The organism is Mesobacillus maritimus (genome assembly GCF_023715205.1).
Taxonomy (GTDB): Bacteria; Bacillota; Bacilli; order Bacillales; family Cytobacillaceae; genus Mesobacillus_B; species Mesobacillus_B maritimus_C.
In genome coordinates this window covers 119,745-136,670 of record NZ_JAMBNR010000004.1, presented here as the reverse complement: position 1 = coordinate 136,670, position 16,926 = coordinate 119,745, and the positions used below count along the sequence as shown (strand labels likewise).

The 16,926-nt window shown below is 36.4% G+C and carries 15 protein-coding genes; 2 read left to right on the top strand and 13 right to left on the bottom strand.

Annotated elements, in window-relative coordinates; all coding sequences use genetic code 11:
- Positions 1–24: 24 nt before the first annotated feature.
- From M3182_RS07060 to M3182_RS07005, 13 genes are all read right to left on the bottom strand, one after another.
- A complete protein-coding gene (locus M3182_RS07060) occupies positions 25–1,287 on the bottom strand; it encodes an HD-GYP domain-containing protein (protein ID WP_251557527.1) in 1,263 nt (420 codons plus the stop codon).
- Between the two features lie 85 nt (positions 1,288–1,372).
- Positions 1,373–2,599, bottom strand: coding sequence for an ATP-binding protein (locus M3182_RS07055; RefSeq protein ID WP_251557526.1), 1,227 nt, complete (start codon positions 2,597–2,599; stop codon positions 1,373–1,375).
- Between the two features lie 245 nt (positions 2,600–2,844).
- Positions 2,845–3,141: a DUF5658 family protein gene (locus M3182_RS26470; RefSeq protein ID WP_432806689.1), complete on the bottom strand. Its 297-nt coding sequence runs from the start codon at positions 3,139–3,141 to the stop codon at positions 2,845–2,847.
- Positions 3,142–3,237: 96 nt separating this feature from the next.
- The gene (locus tag M3182_RS07050; protein WP_251430849.1) at positions 3,238–3,591 is read right to left on the bottom strand and encodes a helix-turn-helix domain-containing protein; all 354 of its coding nucleotides are present in this window, start codon (positions 3,589–3,591) and stop codon (positions 3,238–3,240) included.
- Between the two features lie 108 nt (positions 3,592–3,699).
- Positions 3,700–4,803 (bottom strand): glycosyl hydrolase family 8, encoded by a 1,104-nt coding sequence (locus tag M3182_RS07045; protein WP_251430845.1) that lies wholly within the window; start codon positions 4,801–4,803, stop codon positions 3,700–3,702.
- An 11-nt stretch (positions 4,804–4,814) separates the two neighbouring features.
- Positions 4,815–6,101 carry a glycosyltransferase family 2 protein gene (locus M3182_RS07040; protein ID WP_251557525.1) on the bottom strand — a complete coding sequence of 429 codons (1,287 nt, stop codon included), beginning with the start codon at positions 6,099–6,101 and terminating at the stop codon, positions 4,815–4,817.
- Positions 6,094–7,794, bottom strand: coding sequence for a polysaccharide deacetylase family protein (locus M3182_RS07035; protein WP_251430839.1), 1,701 nt, complete (start codon positions 7,792–7,794; stop codon positions 6,094–6,096). The genes M3182_RS07040 and M3182_RS07035 overlap by 8 nt, the downstream gene beginning before the upstream one ends.
- A 269-nt stretch (positions 7,795–8,063) precedes the next feature.
- Complete coding sequence (locus tag M3182_RS07030; RefSeq protein WP_251557524.1) at positions 8,064–8,783, bottom strand: metallophosphoesterase family protein; 720 nt, start codon at positions 8,781–8,783, stop codon at positions 8,064–8,066.
- A 199-nt stretch (positions 8,784–8,982) separates the two neighbouring features.
- Positions 8,983–9,606: an LPXTG cell wall anchor domain-containing protein gene (locus tag M3182_RS07025; RefSeq protein WP_251557523.1), complete on the bottom strand. Its 624-nt coding sequence runs from the start codon at positions 9,604–9,606 to the stop codon at positions 8,983–8,985.
- A gap of 84 nt (positions 9,607–9,690) precedes the next feature.
- On the bottom strand, positions 9,691–10,740 hold the full coding sequence (gene tapA, locus M3182_RS07020) for an amyloid fiber anchoring/assembly protein TapA (protein ID WP_251557522.1): 1,050 nt from the start codon (positions 10,738–10,740) through the stop codon (positions 9,691–9,693).
- Positions 10,741–11,138: 398 nt separating this feature from the next.
- On the bottom strand, positions 11,139–11,873 hold the full coding sequence (locus tag M3182_RS07015; RefSeq protein WP_251557521.1) for a TasA family protein: 735 nt from the start codon (positions 11,871–11,873) through the stop codon (positions 11,139–11,141).
- A gap of 89 nt (positions 11,874–11,962) precedes the next feature.
- Positions 11,963–12,535 carry a signal peptidase I SipW gene (gene sipW, locus M3182_RS07010; RefSeq protein WP_251557520.1) on the bottom strand — a complete coding sequence of 191 codons (573 nt, stop codon included), beginning with the start codon at positions 12,533–12,535 and terminating at the stop codon, positions 11,963–11,965.
- Between the two features lie 997 nt (positions 12,536–13,532).
- On the bottom strand, positions 13,533–13,892 hold the full coding sequence (locus tag M3182_RS07005; RefSeq protein ID WP_349775431.1) for a DUF454 family protein: 360 nt from the start codon (positions 13,890–13,892) through the stop codon (positions 13,533–13,535).
- A 310-nt stretch (positions 13,893–14,202) separates the two neighbouring features.
- Between M3182_RS07005 and M3182_RS07000 the strand changes: the two genes are divergently transcribed.
- Both M3182_RS07000 and M3182_RS06995 read left to right on the top strand, forming a co-directional pair.
- The gene (locus tag M3182_RS07000; protein WP_251557518.1) at positions 14,203–15,327 is read left to right on the top strand and encodes an ABC transporter ATP-binding protein; all 1,125 of its coding nucleotides are present in this window, start codon (positions 14,203–14,205) and stop codon (positions 15,325–15,327) included.
- Entirely contained in the window at positions 15,327–16,898 is a 1,572-nt protein-coding gene (locus M3182_RS06995; protein ID WP_251557517.1) for an ABC transporter permease/substrate-binding protein, read from the top strand. Before M3182_RS07000 ends, M3182_RS06995 begins: the two co-directional genes overlap by 1 nt.
- Positions 16,899–16,926: the final 28 nt, after the last annotated feature.

Sequence of the window (16,926 nt, the reverse complement as noted above, 5' to 3'; positions counted from 1 at the left end):
CCTTCACCTCCTCTCAAATACCCCTTATTCGTTTTGATACGAGAGATTCATAGACCAATCATACTCCTCGTGAAACTTCACCCACTGCGGATAAACCTTTTGAAAAAGTTCAACCAAACTAGGATCAAACTGCGTTCCCTTGCCTTCTATTATTCTTTTATATGCCTCATCCACCGGAAGAGCGGATCGATAAGAACGTGAAGAAGTCATTGCATCAAATGCATCCGCAATAGAGACTATACGAGCCAATTGCGAAATTTCTTCTTCTTTTAACTGATCGGGATAGCCCTTTCCATCCCACCTTTCATGATGGGACTTAATAACATCAAGGCTTTGGTCGAGCCCTTGTACCTTCTTAACTGCTTCCACTCCTACCACAGGGTGGGTCTTTATAACTTCAAACTCTTCGGACGTAAGCCGTCCTGGCTTCATTAAGATTTGGTCAGGGATATTTACTTTCCCAATGTCATGTAATAAACAAGCGTAATGGAAAGAGTTTAGCTCATCTTCATTATAATTACCTGTGGCAACCGCTAATGAACGAGCATATTGAGCAACTCTTTCGCTATGTCCCCGTGTATATGGATCTTTCAGTTCAATCGTTGCAATAACACCTTTCACAATACCTCTTAACTGCTCATCATAGGATGTTTTAAAAGCTTGTAAATAGGACTGGAATCTTTTTAATAATACATATGCAATCCCAGATACAAATAAATACAAGATAAGAGGAAGTAACACAGTATTTGACTGCAATAATCCCCATATAACTAAGTACTTTAGTACCATTCCTAAAAATACGAAGTGAAAGAACCTTCTATTTACAAACATTGGAGTAAATAGAATTACAAATACCTCAACAACATTACCAGTACCAATTTGAGTATCAGAAAGATTTTTTCCTAAATAGTAAACGGCATCGTTAATCGTTGAAAGTAATAGAAATAAAAATATAAATATATACTTTATGGAAGTGACTTTCCCCTTTTTACTTAATAAATACAATAAAGGCAGTAATGCAAAAAGGAGAACGTAATATACATAGCCAAAACCTGGTAAACCGGGTTCAAGATTATATACGTATTTTTTAAAAATAACATAGTAAAACAAATCATAAACAACCGAGATGAGATAAAACATTATAAGAAACCACTTTAACGCGCGTTGCTCTTCATGCATTAAGCTCGGGTTTAGAAAACCTTTTTGCATTTTTAATACCCCAATACCAATAAATTTATCATTACTTACTATGAAAATAAGTAAATTATCCTGAATCAAAATCGCCATAAATCGACATATCTCTATTATAAACCAAAAGTACTATATCAAAAATAGACCAATAGGTATATATTTTTAAAGATTTATCGAATTTCTATTGCTTTGGTAAGATAATATCAATCTTTGTGCCCTTATTCGGGCTACTAACTATTTCTAATTTCCCATCATGTTCCTCAATGATCTTCTTAGTCACCATTAAGCCAAGACCTGTTCCATTTGGCTTGGTTGTATAAAAAGGTTCACCAAGTTTTACAATCTGTTCTTCAGGAATCCCTTCGCCTTCATCCTCAACACTGATGACAAAATGATTATCTTCAAATTGAGCATTAACAGAGATTGTCCCACCGTCTGGCATCGATTCTACCGAGTTTTTCAGAAGATTTAGCAGTACCTGTTTGAATTGGTTCTCATCACAATAAATATTTGGCAAGGGCTCCTTCATTTCAGTCTGTATCTTGATAAGTTGCCTTGATGCTTGTGGTTCAATAATCGAAACAACGTAATTGATCATTTCTGCAATACTCACACTTGTTTTTACCGATCCATTCGGTTTCCCTAGAACGAGGAGATCCGAGACAATAAGATTAATTCGGTCAATCTCATTTAACATGATTGGATAGAAACTCTCCTCAGACTTATCTTTTTCAAACTGAAGTTGAGTAAAGCCTTTTAGAGATGACAAAGGATTTTTAATTTCATGAGCAATCGAGGTTGCAATTTGTCCGACAGCAGCAAGTTTTTCTTTTTGCTTAGAATGTTCGTACGCACAAATCATCCCGTTTATATAGGAAATAAACCGAGAAAGTAAGATGTAGCCAAAAATAGCAAAGAAAGAGATTAATACAACCGGTATTATTACACTCATGCTATTAAACAGAACACCATAAGCAACGTATTTTACAAAAATCGTAATGCAAACAACCCAATAAAATCGCTTATTCACAAATATGGGAGCAAATAACACAAACACAATTTCCACCAAATTACCACTAGAAAAAACCTCATCATTATCCCAATAGATAAGTATATTATTTATGAATTCAATCAATATAAAAGTAATGAAAAAGAGATATTTTATAAAAAATGGGTTCCCTTTTTTTATCATTACTAAAGCAATAGGTAAAAGCATTACTAGGAGGATGTACATTAATATTCCTAAGCCTTTTTCAGGCAACCCTACCTGACCACTACTAAAATATGGGTAGATAAAATAATAAAAACTATCAAAGCCAATAAATACAAAATAAAATAAAAATATAAACAGTTTTAGTGCTTTAACTTCCTCTATTTTTAAAACTTCTTCCCTGGTACTTACATTCATACTTCCAGGATCTCCTTTGGCTGTAGTAATAATAAACGTTTAAGACTTAAAATATATCAGTATAATAGTAAATTCTCAAAGTTTATAGTAGGTCTTAACCCTTATAGTTTATTATAACTAAAACCGTTTGGATAGATGTATACCGAAATCACCATAATTTACTTAATACCATGTAAATAAGGAAAAAGTCCTGATTTGTAGAAGAAGGTGAAGGTTTACATAAAAAATAGTAGCCGTTTCTTCTATTATATAGTTAGAAACAGCCACCAACAGTGAAGGGCAAATACAATGGTATAAAATCCCGATGCAAGGGTTGTCATCCCCTTTATCATTCGGGATGTCGGGACCCTTCTAAAAACTATAAATAGATACAAAAATACAGACAGTGAAATTTTGATTGCCATGAATAAAACGGGATGAATTTGGTATAACCTATCCATCATCGGGTTTAGCTCGGTAATGAATGCATTCTGAAGCCCGTAATAAGTAACCACGGCGTCAACAAGATTAAGAAGCGAAAGATAATGAAATAATGCGACCATTGAACCTCCTTTATCTGCATTTTCTTTATTAAGAACAATATGACAGAAAAATAAATATCCATTCTTGTAAGATATTTTATACAGTGAACTATAATCTTATTCTTCTAGTTTTAACTCTTTTATAATTTCGATCAATTGCTGAATCTGTTCTAGCTTTTGGAAAGTGATTGCCTCTAATGGAAGTTCAATCTCTATCTTAATTGTACTGTTTATTGAAGGAGAAGATTGCTCATACTGAATCGTCTGTTCTTCCCTTTCAGACTTTATAAGTTCCTCTACTTCTGTCCCTAAAGTTTTGGCTAACTTGTATAATATATCTAAACTAGGATTACTCTGAATATCCCGTTCAATCAAACTTAAGTAGGATTTTGATATGCCGGTTTGATCACTTAGTGTATCCAGGGTGTAGCCTTTGCTCCTACGAAGACTTTTTAACTTCTTACCGTCCATGCCATTATCTTCCTCCTATACCTAACACCTTCCCCAACTTTTAAAGCATTAAAATGCAACTACAATCCAATATTATGGGGTTAATAATAAAGCATGCCATTTATCTAGTTATTTGATGTAGCCAGACTGGTACATTATTTGCTCGGCTAACATTGGAACAACACTATCAAAGATATGAGTATCCTGGTTCTGACTAATCGAATAGGCTCCGTAATAGGTACTGAACCAATTGCCTACTCTAAACTTGGTCATTCTTTTATAGAGAGCCTGAGCAAACTCATTTTCTCCAACTTCCAAGCAATATAATATTGCAAAACCATATAGTGCAGGTGATTCATAGTTTACTGTTGGAGTGCGTGTTTCTAAGTGATATCTGCCATATATTCTGCCATCTTGTTTAAACTCTTCCTTGAGAAAGTGCAAGAACTCGTCAGTGTCCACTCCAATATTAGCTAAATGAAGCGCAACAAGTACTTGGTCTATCATGTTGATTTCTTCATCAAAATGGTATTGTTTAGTTGGGACATGATAGGACTTGGCATAGAATCCATTCTGAACTGGAACCTCTATCAATAGGCCAATCATGGACCGATAAAGCTCCACATTAATTGCATTTTTTTTAACCATTGTCGTTAAGGCAACCGAGTCAATGTAGGATATAGTCACTCGGTCACTCGTCACTTTCAATTTGCTATCATAAAAATCTGTTAAATACCCATCAAGATCATTTTGAGAGACTAAATAGTCCTCTATAACCTTAGCTGTTTTTAAATAGGATTCAGACCCCCATAAATCACTTGCCTTATACAAGGCAACAATGACCCTTAGGTCATCAACCGCCGCATTCGTAGAAACATGCACATCCCCTGAGGAATCTAATTTCCAATATACCAATCCATCTGGTTGCAAAAAGTAATTCGTCAGGATTTCATAGCTTTCCTCGAACAGTAGACGGTCCTCTTTCGCTAACGCATATTGCATCCATATCCCTACCGTTTCAGATAATGCTTCTCTCCCCTGGACAAAATCACTATCCGCCTGATTGCTTTCTTTTAAATAGGTTGCTAGTGTCCCGTTCTGATTTACCATATGTCTCTTGATAAACGTTTCAGTCGGAAACTTTGAATAGGCTTCCCTGTACATATAACCTCCTAAGACGGAAATTAATAGAATGACAACGAACATTCCTACATACCGATAATGTTTCTTCACAAACTTTCCTCTCATCCATGATCGATTGTTTTTTGTTCAATTTGGGGTAGTTGTTGATAACGTTGGGTTTTATACCACTTTATTTCTTGCTTAAACAATACCCTCTTTATTTCTAGGTAAATCGAATAAACAACTAAAGCCAGCCACAGTTGAGAATAAGTAAAATACATTAGGATTACAGCTAAGAAATTTTTTATATGAAATTGATCCTCCTCTATTGTCAAAGCCAGCATAACCTCCGTCACATATAAGAGAATAGCCAAAATGAGAAGAATCGTAGAAATTGGACCAACATTGAGATTCACATCTGTGAACAGATTTAAAACAAAGATCGCATCCGATACAAGGACTCCTAGTAAAAAAAGCATATAAGTGAACAGGAAATAAAACAGATCCAATACTACTCTTTTATTCTTCATATTAAAAAGATTAAACAAGTACTTAAAGATAACGTATTGATTCCCTCTCGCCCATCTCGTTCTCTGTCTCCACCAAACCCTCCACGTTTCGGGTTCCTGCTCCCACGTAATCGCTGCAGGAAAAAACCGGATATGGTAACCGAGGTTATACACTCGAAAACTAAGTTCCGTGTCTTCAGACAGAGCTTTCACATCCCAACCACCTAATTCCTCAAGAATGGAACGGCGGATTGCAAAGTTCGTTCCTGGGATTGTGGCAAGTTGAAACCAGTGCCATCTCCCTCCTTGAGCTAACCATTGAAACGTAATCGTCTCGATATTGATGAACCTTGTCAGCAAGTTTTTGGTTGCGTTCATCACCCGGAACTTTCCTACCACCGCTCCGGCTTGCTGATCATTTTCTAATCCCATGATAAGGTATTGGACTGCATCTGGTTCAGGGGTATTATCAGCATCGTAAACCACAATGACGTCACCTTTCGACTCCGCTAACCCTTGATTCAGAGCACTTGATTTCCCTTTTCCAGCAAAAGGTGGAACCGTTTGAACAACCTTCACAAAAGGATATTCCTTCACAAATGAACTAGCAATCTCACCTGTTCTATCTGACGAATTATCATTGATTACAATCACCTCAAGCTTATCTTTCGGGTAATTCAGCTTGACCATAGCCTGTAAGGTTTCTTTTATAACCACTTCTTCATTATGGGCAGGAATTAAGACACTTACTGTAGGAAAGTGAAGGTCCTTCTTTTCCCAACACTTTTTGAGTTCTCTATACTTTCGATTATGGAGATATCCTCCCAACATTAAGAACATGTGGTAAATCAACATGAACCAAATGAGAAAGAGCGAAGCGTAAAATAAAAAGTCAGCCATTAAAGGTCCCTCCTTCTACGTTTCTGCGGTGGACTCTTTGCCTGATGATAAAAATAATGAACAGAATCACCATACTACCTGCGACTCCTGCGATGACCCACATCATTGTGTTGGTGGCTGCTTTTACCTTAGGTGTGTAAAAGTCAGGAGAATCCTCCAGTAGACCGAAATAATCAATTGAGACATTCATTTCCTCTGAGTCGTCTACCGTCACTGAAATATGCTGAACATCCACATAGTTACTCTCCTTTTTTAAATCAATCCAGGAAAGATTAGGGAGCTTCTCCATCCTATTAATAAGTTCTTCAAACCTTTCAACTCCTAAATAAGGATGATAGAATCCAGAAATATAGCCGTCCCGGACAATTTGCATATCCTCTGCAGCCTTCATCATCTTGTCAATCGCATTAGGATCATCAGGCTCTACAAATCCAATCGTCTCAGGATACAAGTACATACCATGCAAAAAGCTAGGTGCAGATAAATACGGGGATGCAGCCATCACTCTCCAGTCTCTGTCACCAAGTTGAAGCTGACCAACATAACCTGAAAAATGCTTTGAAAGAATTTCGTATCCACTTTGTGACATCGTATAATGCGGCGCCTCAAATGCAACCGGATACAAACCATGACCAACTAACTCTTCTAACGCCTTGGTAACCTTATTTGTTATATACTCCACCTCGAAATTCTTTTGCTTAGCTAAAAACTCTAAGTATTCTTCATCATTGTTAAAGTTACTCCGGTACTTTTTTTCAGGTGTTTGATCAGGTGGTACTGTGATTGGCATATTTGCTTCTACATCCCAAAATTCAAAACCTTCTCCGGTTTCATCATCTTTATATTGGTGCGTATAACCATGAACAATAATCGTGCCGCCATTATCCTGCATATACTTTAAAACGCTTAAAACCTTGGGAAAGTCGCTAAAATTATAAAGCTCTCCAGTATCTTGGTTACGGTATAGTGGAATCACGGAGACAATGTAAGGGATATTCTTCTCTTTTAAAAGATCCGCAATTTCCTTTAGGATTTTAGGGTCTGCTAATGGATGAACATCCTCTAATCGAAGGTAAGCAGGATGAGACTCAGGGTGGTTGACTTGAAAAACTTCATGAAGCACTTCACCAAGGACCAAAGAAAATGAGGTATCAATGTTCTCTGAAGCGAAATAGTAGGCGTTATCTTTTTTTATGAACAAAGGGTAATCAATCCCGTTTCCTTCACCAGAAATGAGCGTTTCCGATGATGTTTGAGACTTTACGTTTAAAATCAATCTTCCGTTAATATTCAGTTGCTTTTCTTGTTCCATTACCGTTAGTTTATCGACTAGAGCTTCTCCTTTGTGCTCAATAAAGGCCAGAGGTTCACCTAAAAATTCCACGTTATGGCCAATCGCCACAATTGTTCCGTCAAAACGGTTGAACATAGATGTAATCGAATCCGGCAATACTTCATGGTCTTCTCCGTAATAAAATAAAGTGTCAACACCATCCAAGTCTTTTTCCTGAACCTCTTTGCTCGATCTAAAAATAATCTCTGTTGAAAAATGGCCAATCAACATATCTAGTAGATTTTGACTCTCCGTTTTTTCTCCACTCTCAGTTGAATAGATTACGAGCACCCTAGGATTCTTATTTGCCTCTTGCTTCGTTTCAGCAACAACACTTTGAGATATTATACTTATAACCAAAGCCACTCCTAAAAGAATCTTTGAATAAAAAGAGATATTCTTTATCGCAAGCACCCCCCTATTTCAAAAGTTAGTTCACTATAATGAACATAAACCTACACTAAAGAGAACGCAACGGCCATAGTTTTGAATTTTGCGGGGGTTTTTACAGTATATCTCAATTTTTCGTTAATTCCCTCCCGTTTCCTTTGCATTTTATTCTTAATAAAGAACAACTTATTCAACTATAAAAGACCACCCTATTACGGTGATCTTCTGGTAAATGGACGCTATTGTAAAGAAGCAGAGTTTAGAATCTTCATCAGTTGTTTGCGGTTTGGGTAATCGGAGTTACTAAATTGTTGAATCGTTTGATCCACGTCATAAGCGACGCGAACGATTGACGTTTGAAGCAAGCCCTCTTGAATATCGACAATCGCATAAGATGCCTTCTTAAGTCCATCAAATGGCAGGCCTACACTTCCGATATTCATAATGCATTTTCCATCCATATATCGAATATAAGGCCTATGAATATGTGCATATATGTATAAATCAGCCTCTTTTTTCATCATCTTTGATGTTAGAGTCTCTGCCTCTGCGTCCGGGAGTACGACCTCAAATAGACTATCTGGCGTAGCATGGAAGGCATGGACTTTTACACCTTCAATTTCGATGTTTAACTCCGTTGGCAGTTTATCCAGATAATCAATACTCTCTTTATTTAACTTGGAATAAATCCAGTCCCGCTCTTTGTTCATCATTTCTAAAGCCTGATCCGGTACTTCCCCTCGATTTATACCTCGTACCACCCATTCATCCGCATTCCCTTTTATAACCTCGGTATTTAAAGAACGAACTAGATCTAACGCACGCTGTGGTTCAGGTCCACGGTAGCATATGTCCCCTAATACATAAACTTTATCAACAATTCTCTCCTTTATATCTCCTAGCACTGCGTCTAGAGCGTTCGCATTGCCGTGGATGTCGGAGATGAAAGCAATTTTCATAAAACGTTTCTCCTTTCTTTTTTTAGAATTACATGAATCATGTAGTTGTAGTTATCCTTATAAAACACTATTTAATTCCTAAAAGTAAATGCTTTAATGTATATATACCAATGTTTTTCTTTAATTTTCAATTAAGTTCAAAAGAAAAATTATTTTTTTCTGGACAAAGAAAAACCCTTGATTATTAGAATCAAGGTACTTAAGTAATCCTTACATCCCGCTTTTTACGAGTTAACAAGCCATAAAGGGTAAACCCTCCAGCTATTATTACAATTCCAGCAACTATTAAATTGAATGTGTTAGTTCCTGTATTAGGGAGTCTCGGGCCATCCACCGGGAGTACGCCTCCCATTGTTCCTTCAACATATAGCTTAAATTCAAATACACATTGAAGCCCTTGATATTCATTTCCTAGATGATCCGGAAATTCTATGGTTAAGATGAGGTCTTCACTTTCCTTACTAACTAAGTTTCTAGCATCAAGTCGATTAAAGTCCTCCATGTTACCTTTGTATATTTCTCCACCTTCATCTGAAACAGTAAGCTGCATAGCTCTATAAAGTTCATCAGAGCCTGAAGTTTTTCTAGATGAGAAAAGATAATTCAAGTCTTGCTTTCCACTGTTTGAAATCGTTAAAGCTCTAGTAGCTTGATCACCAGGCACCATATTTGATACCTCAAATAATACCTTCTCCGGAGTAGTCGTAATATCAATTTCTTTAACGTCACTTGTTGCAGCAATTATATTAATAGGAAAAAGTATTATTATGGTTGTTATAACGTAAACAATAAAACTAAGTCCAATGAGTCTTTTATATTTCATATTCTTCCCCCCAGGATGAAGGTTGGGAGTATAGGCTTAAAATGCCCATATTTCCGTATACTATCTATAATGTTCTTTGCCTTATTAATTCTGTTCAATACCAGCTTTAGTAATAATTATTTTCGTTCCTGTAGACTCAGTCCCATCTTTATTTACGGTTTTAATAATATAGGTGACCTCATCATCTTTTCCTTGAATTTCAACAGCTTGATTTTGAATGTGTTTAAATATCGGAGCTGTTTGACCATCAATATATATATTGACATGACTAAAATCTGGATTTGTTGGATTCCTCCATTTAAGCTGTATCCAACCACTGTTTCCTTTTTCCAACCTTGTCGCTTCCAAATCCCTTATTTCTTCCGGAATGTTTTCAGATGTTTTCTCCTCTTCTACATTCTCCATTGGTGGGTTTTGTTCATTTTCTTCACTTTTTCCTGATGAAATATCCTCACCTTCACTAATATCTTTTGATTGATTGACCTCTTCATTTTTATTTTCTACTACTGGATTTTGTGATTTGTCCTCTTCTTTAGATGAAGGGGTAGGTTCAGTTTTTTCTGGTTTTTCGCTATTCTTAACACCTTCTACAGTGATATAATTACTCCAACCTAAATACGTATAACCATCTTTATCGGGATTATTTTTTGCTGGATGACCAAGTGGTCTTCTAACTGTAAAAGCATAAACCCCTGGTTCTGTTACAGTTGCCTTCATTTCTCCTAATTCACCACTAGGAATTTTAGGTACAACTCCCTCTGCAATAGGCTCTCCTGTAGGTTTTCCATCAATAATTTTATAAAGGTAAAACACCCATGTAGAAGTAGTGATATCTCTATCACCAGAGTTTCTCACCGTTGCGAAGACTCTGTAACCATCCGCCCATGCACTTGTACCTTTAGCATCTATATCTAAAGAACTTCTATCCCAACTATCAATTTCAGGTTGTTCTGGTTTAGGGTTTTCTGCTTGAAATGAGACTGTTAATGTCTCAACATCATTAAAGTAAGCTCCCGTATAAGAAGTCATATAGGAACTAGTAAAGATAAGGATATACCAAATCGATACGAGCTTCGCTACAATAATTATTCCTTTACGTCTAGTCCTTAATTTTTTTGAACGAGTACTTCGCATCAATTTCCACCCCACGTTCGTTTCATAATAAATAGTATTTAGAATCAAAGTTGGTGACCTTATTTTTCGTATTCAACAACATCCTCATTTTTCGTTCTTATTAAGGAACGATTAATTTCATTATAAACTAATTGAACCTTTTTGAATAGAGGTAGTAAATCCTAAAATTCTTAATAAAGAACTGTTTAAAAACCACCTTTTTCATGTTTTTTCTATTCGTTACTATTTTATTTTTACAATTTTATTAATAGAAACTGAGAGTATTATGGAAGGATAATGAATTTATAGAGGTATGTTGATAGTAAATGTTAAGTAAGGATACACTATCCTATGTTTTGCACAGAAAAAGGTGGGAAAAATAACCCCACCTTATCTTATAGGTCTTAGAATATGGTATATTACTCAGTTGCTCCGGAGTTTCCGGTATCTCCGTTAACTCTTGTCACGCCATCTCTTTGAATAGCTTCAAATACAAACTCGATATTTGCTGTTTCGTCTTGGAATTTATTTTGATGTTGTTCTCCGTTGGCATCTTTGAGGTCTTTGTTAACAAATTCAATTGCTAACCAAATTTTGTCAAAGTCTTTGCCATCTTCATCGGCAGTTCCATTTGGTAAACCTGTACCGTTTGTAATATCATAAGTTCCATCAGCTTGTTGTACTAAATCATATAGTGAAATGTAAGATTTTCCTTGATCATCTTTACCAGTACCAGTAATTCCACCAAGTAAGTTTGTTCCTCCACCAAAATCACTGAAATTGAAAGCATCAGCTGCAAACATATTTACCTTGAATTGAGAAAGGAAGTCTTTCTCTGTATTTTTCACACCAGTTCCATGATGATCCACGTCTTCCCAACCTGAAACATTTAAGTCTAATAGAACCTGTTTAATATCCACATTACCATTATTTGCAATTTTAAAACTCCTTGCAATTTGGTCACCAGGTACTAGTTTATCAAGGCTAATAAGTTCTGAATCTGGATTAATCCCTAAATCTAAAATACCAGCTGTAATATTATTCTTATCTAGTGTTTCCACATCGTTGAACGCTGCCCAAGTTCCTCCACCAACTAATGATAATCCTAGTGCTGCTGAAGCTACTCCTAAACCTAATTTCTTCTTAATACCCATCTTTTCTTCCTCCTCATTTCCCCTCGTTTTACGAGGTATGTAATATTTTTATATTGACCCTTATGTTCCCATAAGGAATTCAATCAAAGTTAAACCGTTTTTCCACTTTCCTGAGGCTTACTGTTTTGCTCAATTTCTCTAATGGCTTGATAGATTGTTAATCCAGAGTAACCTAGTAATAAAATGCCTGGGATGATTAATAATACCGCTGCACCCTTACCGGACTTAGCGAAATCTATGAAGTATCCTAAATAAGGAATAGTAAAACCTGAATAAACTCCTACTACGTTCTCTGCTAATACCGGTTGTGTATCCATATCTTCGTTGTTATCACCTTTTGTTTTATAAGTTGTATACTCACCATTTTTTATCACTTCCACAACCCTGTGGGTAACGATGCTACCACCTTCTTGCATAAATGTAATAACATCATCTTTTTTGACAGTAGTAGCCGCATCCTCGACCTTCTCCACTGCTATGATTGAACCTGTTTTAAACGTTGGCTCCATAGATCCAGATAGGACAGATTTAAGCTGATAACCAAATACCTGAGGCTCTCCACCTGAAGCTTTAGTCGAAATTACAATAAAAGTCATAGTAATTAGAAGCAAGAATAGGATTCCAGTTAAAGCGTTACTAGTAAAGCCCAAAATACGTTTCATTTGTTATCCTCCTTAAAAAGGTTAATATAGATATCGAAGAAAAAATTAGTAGTATAGTTGCTTGAATGGGAGTTTGTAGCCTAATATATAAATACCAAACCTCCCTGTTCTATTTAGCGAACAATCTATGAAACGATTATAGCCGGTTGTACAATTTTTTGTAAAAGGGCAAATTTACTTGTTTTCCGAAGAAAATCACCTTTTTTCGTTCTTTTTAATGAACTTTCTTTGTTTATCTCCTTTTTGTACTTTATTAAGAACGAACTCCTTAATCTGTGCCTTACCAGCTCCTAGGAAGCAAAGTAAATTTATCTAATAGGATATTTACCCGCGATCCTTCCCTATTAATCTGGCCTTCTAATTTTTTCTTCAGTCCTCTAAAAAAATATATAAATGAAAATAGTTAAAAATTGTAGCTTTCTCCTTTTTTATTCTTAACAACTGGAGTCTTACCACCTGCTCCTGATCACTAGATTCTTATTACTTGGAGTATCAATAACCTTTACCTTCAACAGCTGGCTGCTTTGAATCTTCTTTAGCACATGCTATGCTCATTTGTAAAATTGACAGTTTAACGCACTGTTGAGTTTGCTAGTATTTTATATTGGTTTGTTTCTTCTACTCTAGAAATGACTAGATTGGCAACATCAAAAAAGCCCAACCTATTACAAAATATGGTAATTTATTACAACCAAGCTTCCTAAATAAATTATATAATTCCCACTTACTATGCTTAATATGTCTTTTTTTTATGGCATATACTCTATTAGATTCCGTTTAGCAGAATCTATTAAAAAAGATTTAAAAAAGCATCGCTGAATGGTATTAAGTATTTTTTAAAGATTATAGCCGTGTGTAATTGGGTGCCTATGCAATTTACACTGTTTTACCCAACAATGCCTATCCCCACTCTCTTCAATCGGGTTCAATATAGGTACCGTTACCCTTGGCCAATAAAACATGCCCTATACCTCTTCAATAAAAAAACCACCTAACATTAGGTGGCCTTCCCTCCAGAAACAGTCTTAATCTTAGTAACAAAATAATAATACTTATACCCCACAACCCCAACCAAAATCAACCGCACCCAAATCTTGTCCACCATCAAAAACGCAATCAAGATCATCACATCAGCAAATAGGTTAATCGTGATCTTTTGTTTCAAGGTCATCGACTTATCACGTACAAATCCTTCGAGATGTTTTTTATAAACATTGGTTCCCTTGAACCAAACTTCAAACCGCTTGGATCCTTTGACAAAGAAAAACAGTGCTAATAATAATAACGGGGTTGTTGGTAATAACGGGAGAACCACTCCTAGCATCCCAAGTCCCATAAATAAAAAGCCTAAAGCTATATATAAAACGTTGATGAGTTTGATGTCCGTTCCCTCCAGTGATTATTTTGACCCATTAATTATACCATCAAAATCAATTCCACCAGTAAACAGTCAAAATAGTAGGAATACACTAAAAAAGTGTAAAGTAACAATTTTTATGTTAACATTAAGTTGTTGCTTTTAGAGCGTTGATACTTATCTCCTATCTTTGGAGTATTAATAGTAGATTCACCCTGGCAGTAAGTGCCGGACTAAATTCCTCTTTAATAGAGGAAGCCGGGCTCTTACTGCTTATTCATGTTAAAAACATATCTATAGGAGGTTTGCAATGATTAAATTCGAGAATATCGTCAAGAAGTACAACCGCAAAACCGTCATTGACGATTTTAGTTTAGAGATTGAACCGGGTCAGTTGGTTGTGTTTATTGGACCAAGTGGTTGCGGGAAAACGACCCTGCTGAAAATGGTGAACCGACTTGTGCAGCCATCATCAGGAAAGATTTATGTAGATGGAAAAGACATTACCACAATGGATCCAATTGATTTACGCAGGAATATTGGTTATGTGATTCAAAGTACTGGACTATTCCCACATATGACAATCAAAGAAAACCTCGAGTTAATTCCTTCGTTAAAGGGTGAGGATCCTCCGGAAATTGAGAAGAAAACAGAGGAATTGCTTGAATTAGTTGGTTTAAACGCAAAAGAATTTCTGCATCGTTTTCCGAAAGAACTTAGTGGTGGACAGCAGCAAAGAGTTGGGGTCGCACGTGCTTTCTCCACAAACTCCGATATCATCTTAATGGATGAACCCTTCAGCGCATTAGATCCTGTTACAAGAAGTTCCCTCCAAGAAGAACTTTTCAATATGCAGAAAGAACTGAACAAAACAATCATCTTCGTTACCCATGATATGGACGAGGCCTATAAGATTGCTGATAAAATCTGTTTATTAAAAGATGGAGAGATTCTGCAATACGACACACCAGAAAATATTTTAAAGAACCCAGCATCCGAGTTTGTTGAGAACTTTATTGGCAAACGTCGTGTTTGGAATAACCCCGAAGTTCTGAAAGCCTATGACATTATGATTGAAAATCCTGTGAAAGTCACACCGAAGCGGAATGTATTACAGGCAATTGAAATTATGAAAGAAAACAAGGTTGATAGCTTAATGGTCACAGACCGCGACAGGAAACTGTTAGGCATGGTGACGTTAAAATCAATCAAGCTTCAAGAACGTGCTTCCCTCCTCGATGACGTGATGGAACAAGAAGTCTATGCAGTTTCCGAACAAGAAGATTTAATTTTTGTGCTTAAAATAATGAATGAACATAAAATCGGCTATCTACCAGTTGTAAATGAAACGAAGCAATTGACTGGTTTGATTACAAGAAGCAGCATCTTGTCTGCCTTAAGCAGTCAATTAATTGATTTGGAGGTGGCATTTTAATGAGTAACTTTTTTGATTATGTATCAGGCAACTATGATCAAATTCTTTCTTTACTAGGGCAACATCTCTATTTAACCGTATTTTCCGTATTTATGGCGATTCTCATCGGTGTACCAGCCGGAATATTAATTTCAAAAAGTGAAAAACTATCAAAACCGATTATCGGTTTAACAAATGTCATTCAAGCTGTGCCAAGTTTGGCGTTACTTGGGTTCTTAATTCCGTTTATCGGAATTGGTAGTACCCCTGCAATTGTGATGGTGATTCTTTATTCCCTTTTACCAATCGTAAAAAATACGTATACTGGCTTAACAAATATTGATCACGATATTCTTGAGGCAGCGAAAGGAATTGGGTTAACCAGCAGTCAAACAATGAAGAAAATACAATTGCCACTCGCTTTCCCTATCATCATGGCTGGGGTGCGAATTTCCGCCGTTACCGCCGTTGGTTTGATGACCATTGCTGCATTCGTTGGGGCAGGCGGACTAGGTTATCTTGTATTCTCCGGAATTTCTACTGTTGATAATAATATGATTCTAGCAGGTGCGATTCCAGCCTGTATTTTAGCGTTGCTAATTGACTTTGTTGTTGGTCGTATCGAGTCAAACATTTCATATACGAATAAAAAAGGAACGACAACTGCAGCTGTAAAGAAAAAAAGATTTGTAAGCAAAAAAGTGTGGATTCCCGCAACAGCGGTTGTCTTAGTTTTAGCAGTTGGATTGGCTTTTGTTTATCCAATGGTAAACGCTAAAGATAAAATAACTATTGGTTCAAAAAACTTTAGTGAGCAAATGGTGTTAGGTCATATGCTTGCGGATTTAATTGAAGAAAAGACAGATATTGAGGTTGACCGAAGACTAAATCTTGGTGGAACTCAGGTAGCATTTAGTGCTGTGACAGGCGGTGATATTGATCTGTACGTGGAGTACACAGGTACTGGACTTGTCAATATCTTAAAGCAAGAGCCAATGACAGATCCTGATAAAGTGTACGACATTGTAGCAAAGGAATTCTCTGATCAATATGGTCTCAAAACATTAGAACCACTTGGATTCAACAACACATATACCCTAGCGGTTCGTCCAGAAACAGCTGAACAATATGATTTAAAAACATTCTCTGACCTTGCCAAGGTAAGTGATGAGTTGAAAATTGGGGCAACCATTGAATTTAACAACCGAGAAGATGGACTGTCAGGTCTGTTAGATGCATACGATATGAAATTTGCAGGCACAGAAGCTGTTGATGGTGGGTTACGCTACACAGCTTTAGAAAATAAAGAAACCGACGTTATTGACGCGTTCTTAACAGATGGTTTGCTTGAAGCGTTCGGATTAGTTGTTTTAGAAGACGATAAAAACTTCTTCCCTCCTTACTATGCGATTCCATTAGTGCGTGAAGATACGTTGAAAGAATACCCAGAGCTTGAAGAAGTCATTAACTTACTTGCTGGGAAACTTTCGGATGAAAAAATGCGTCAATTAAACTATAAAGTAGACAATTTAAAAGAATCACCTGAGAAGGTGGCGAATGATTTCTTGAAAGAAGAAGGATTAATTGATTAAAAAAACAAGGCGGAGCAATCCGCCTTGT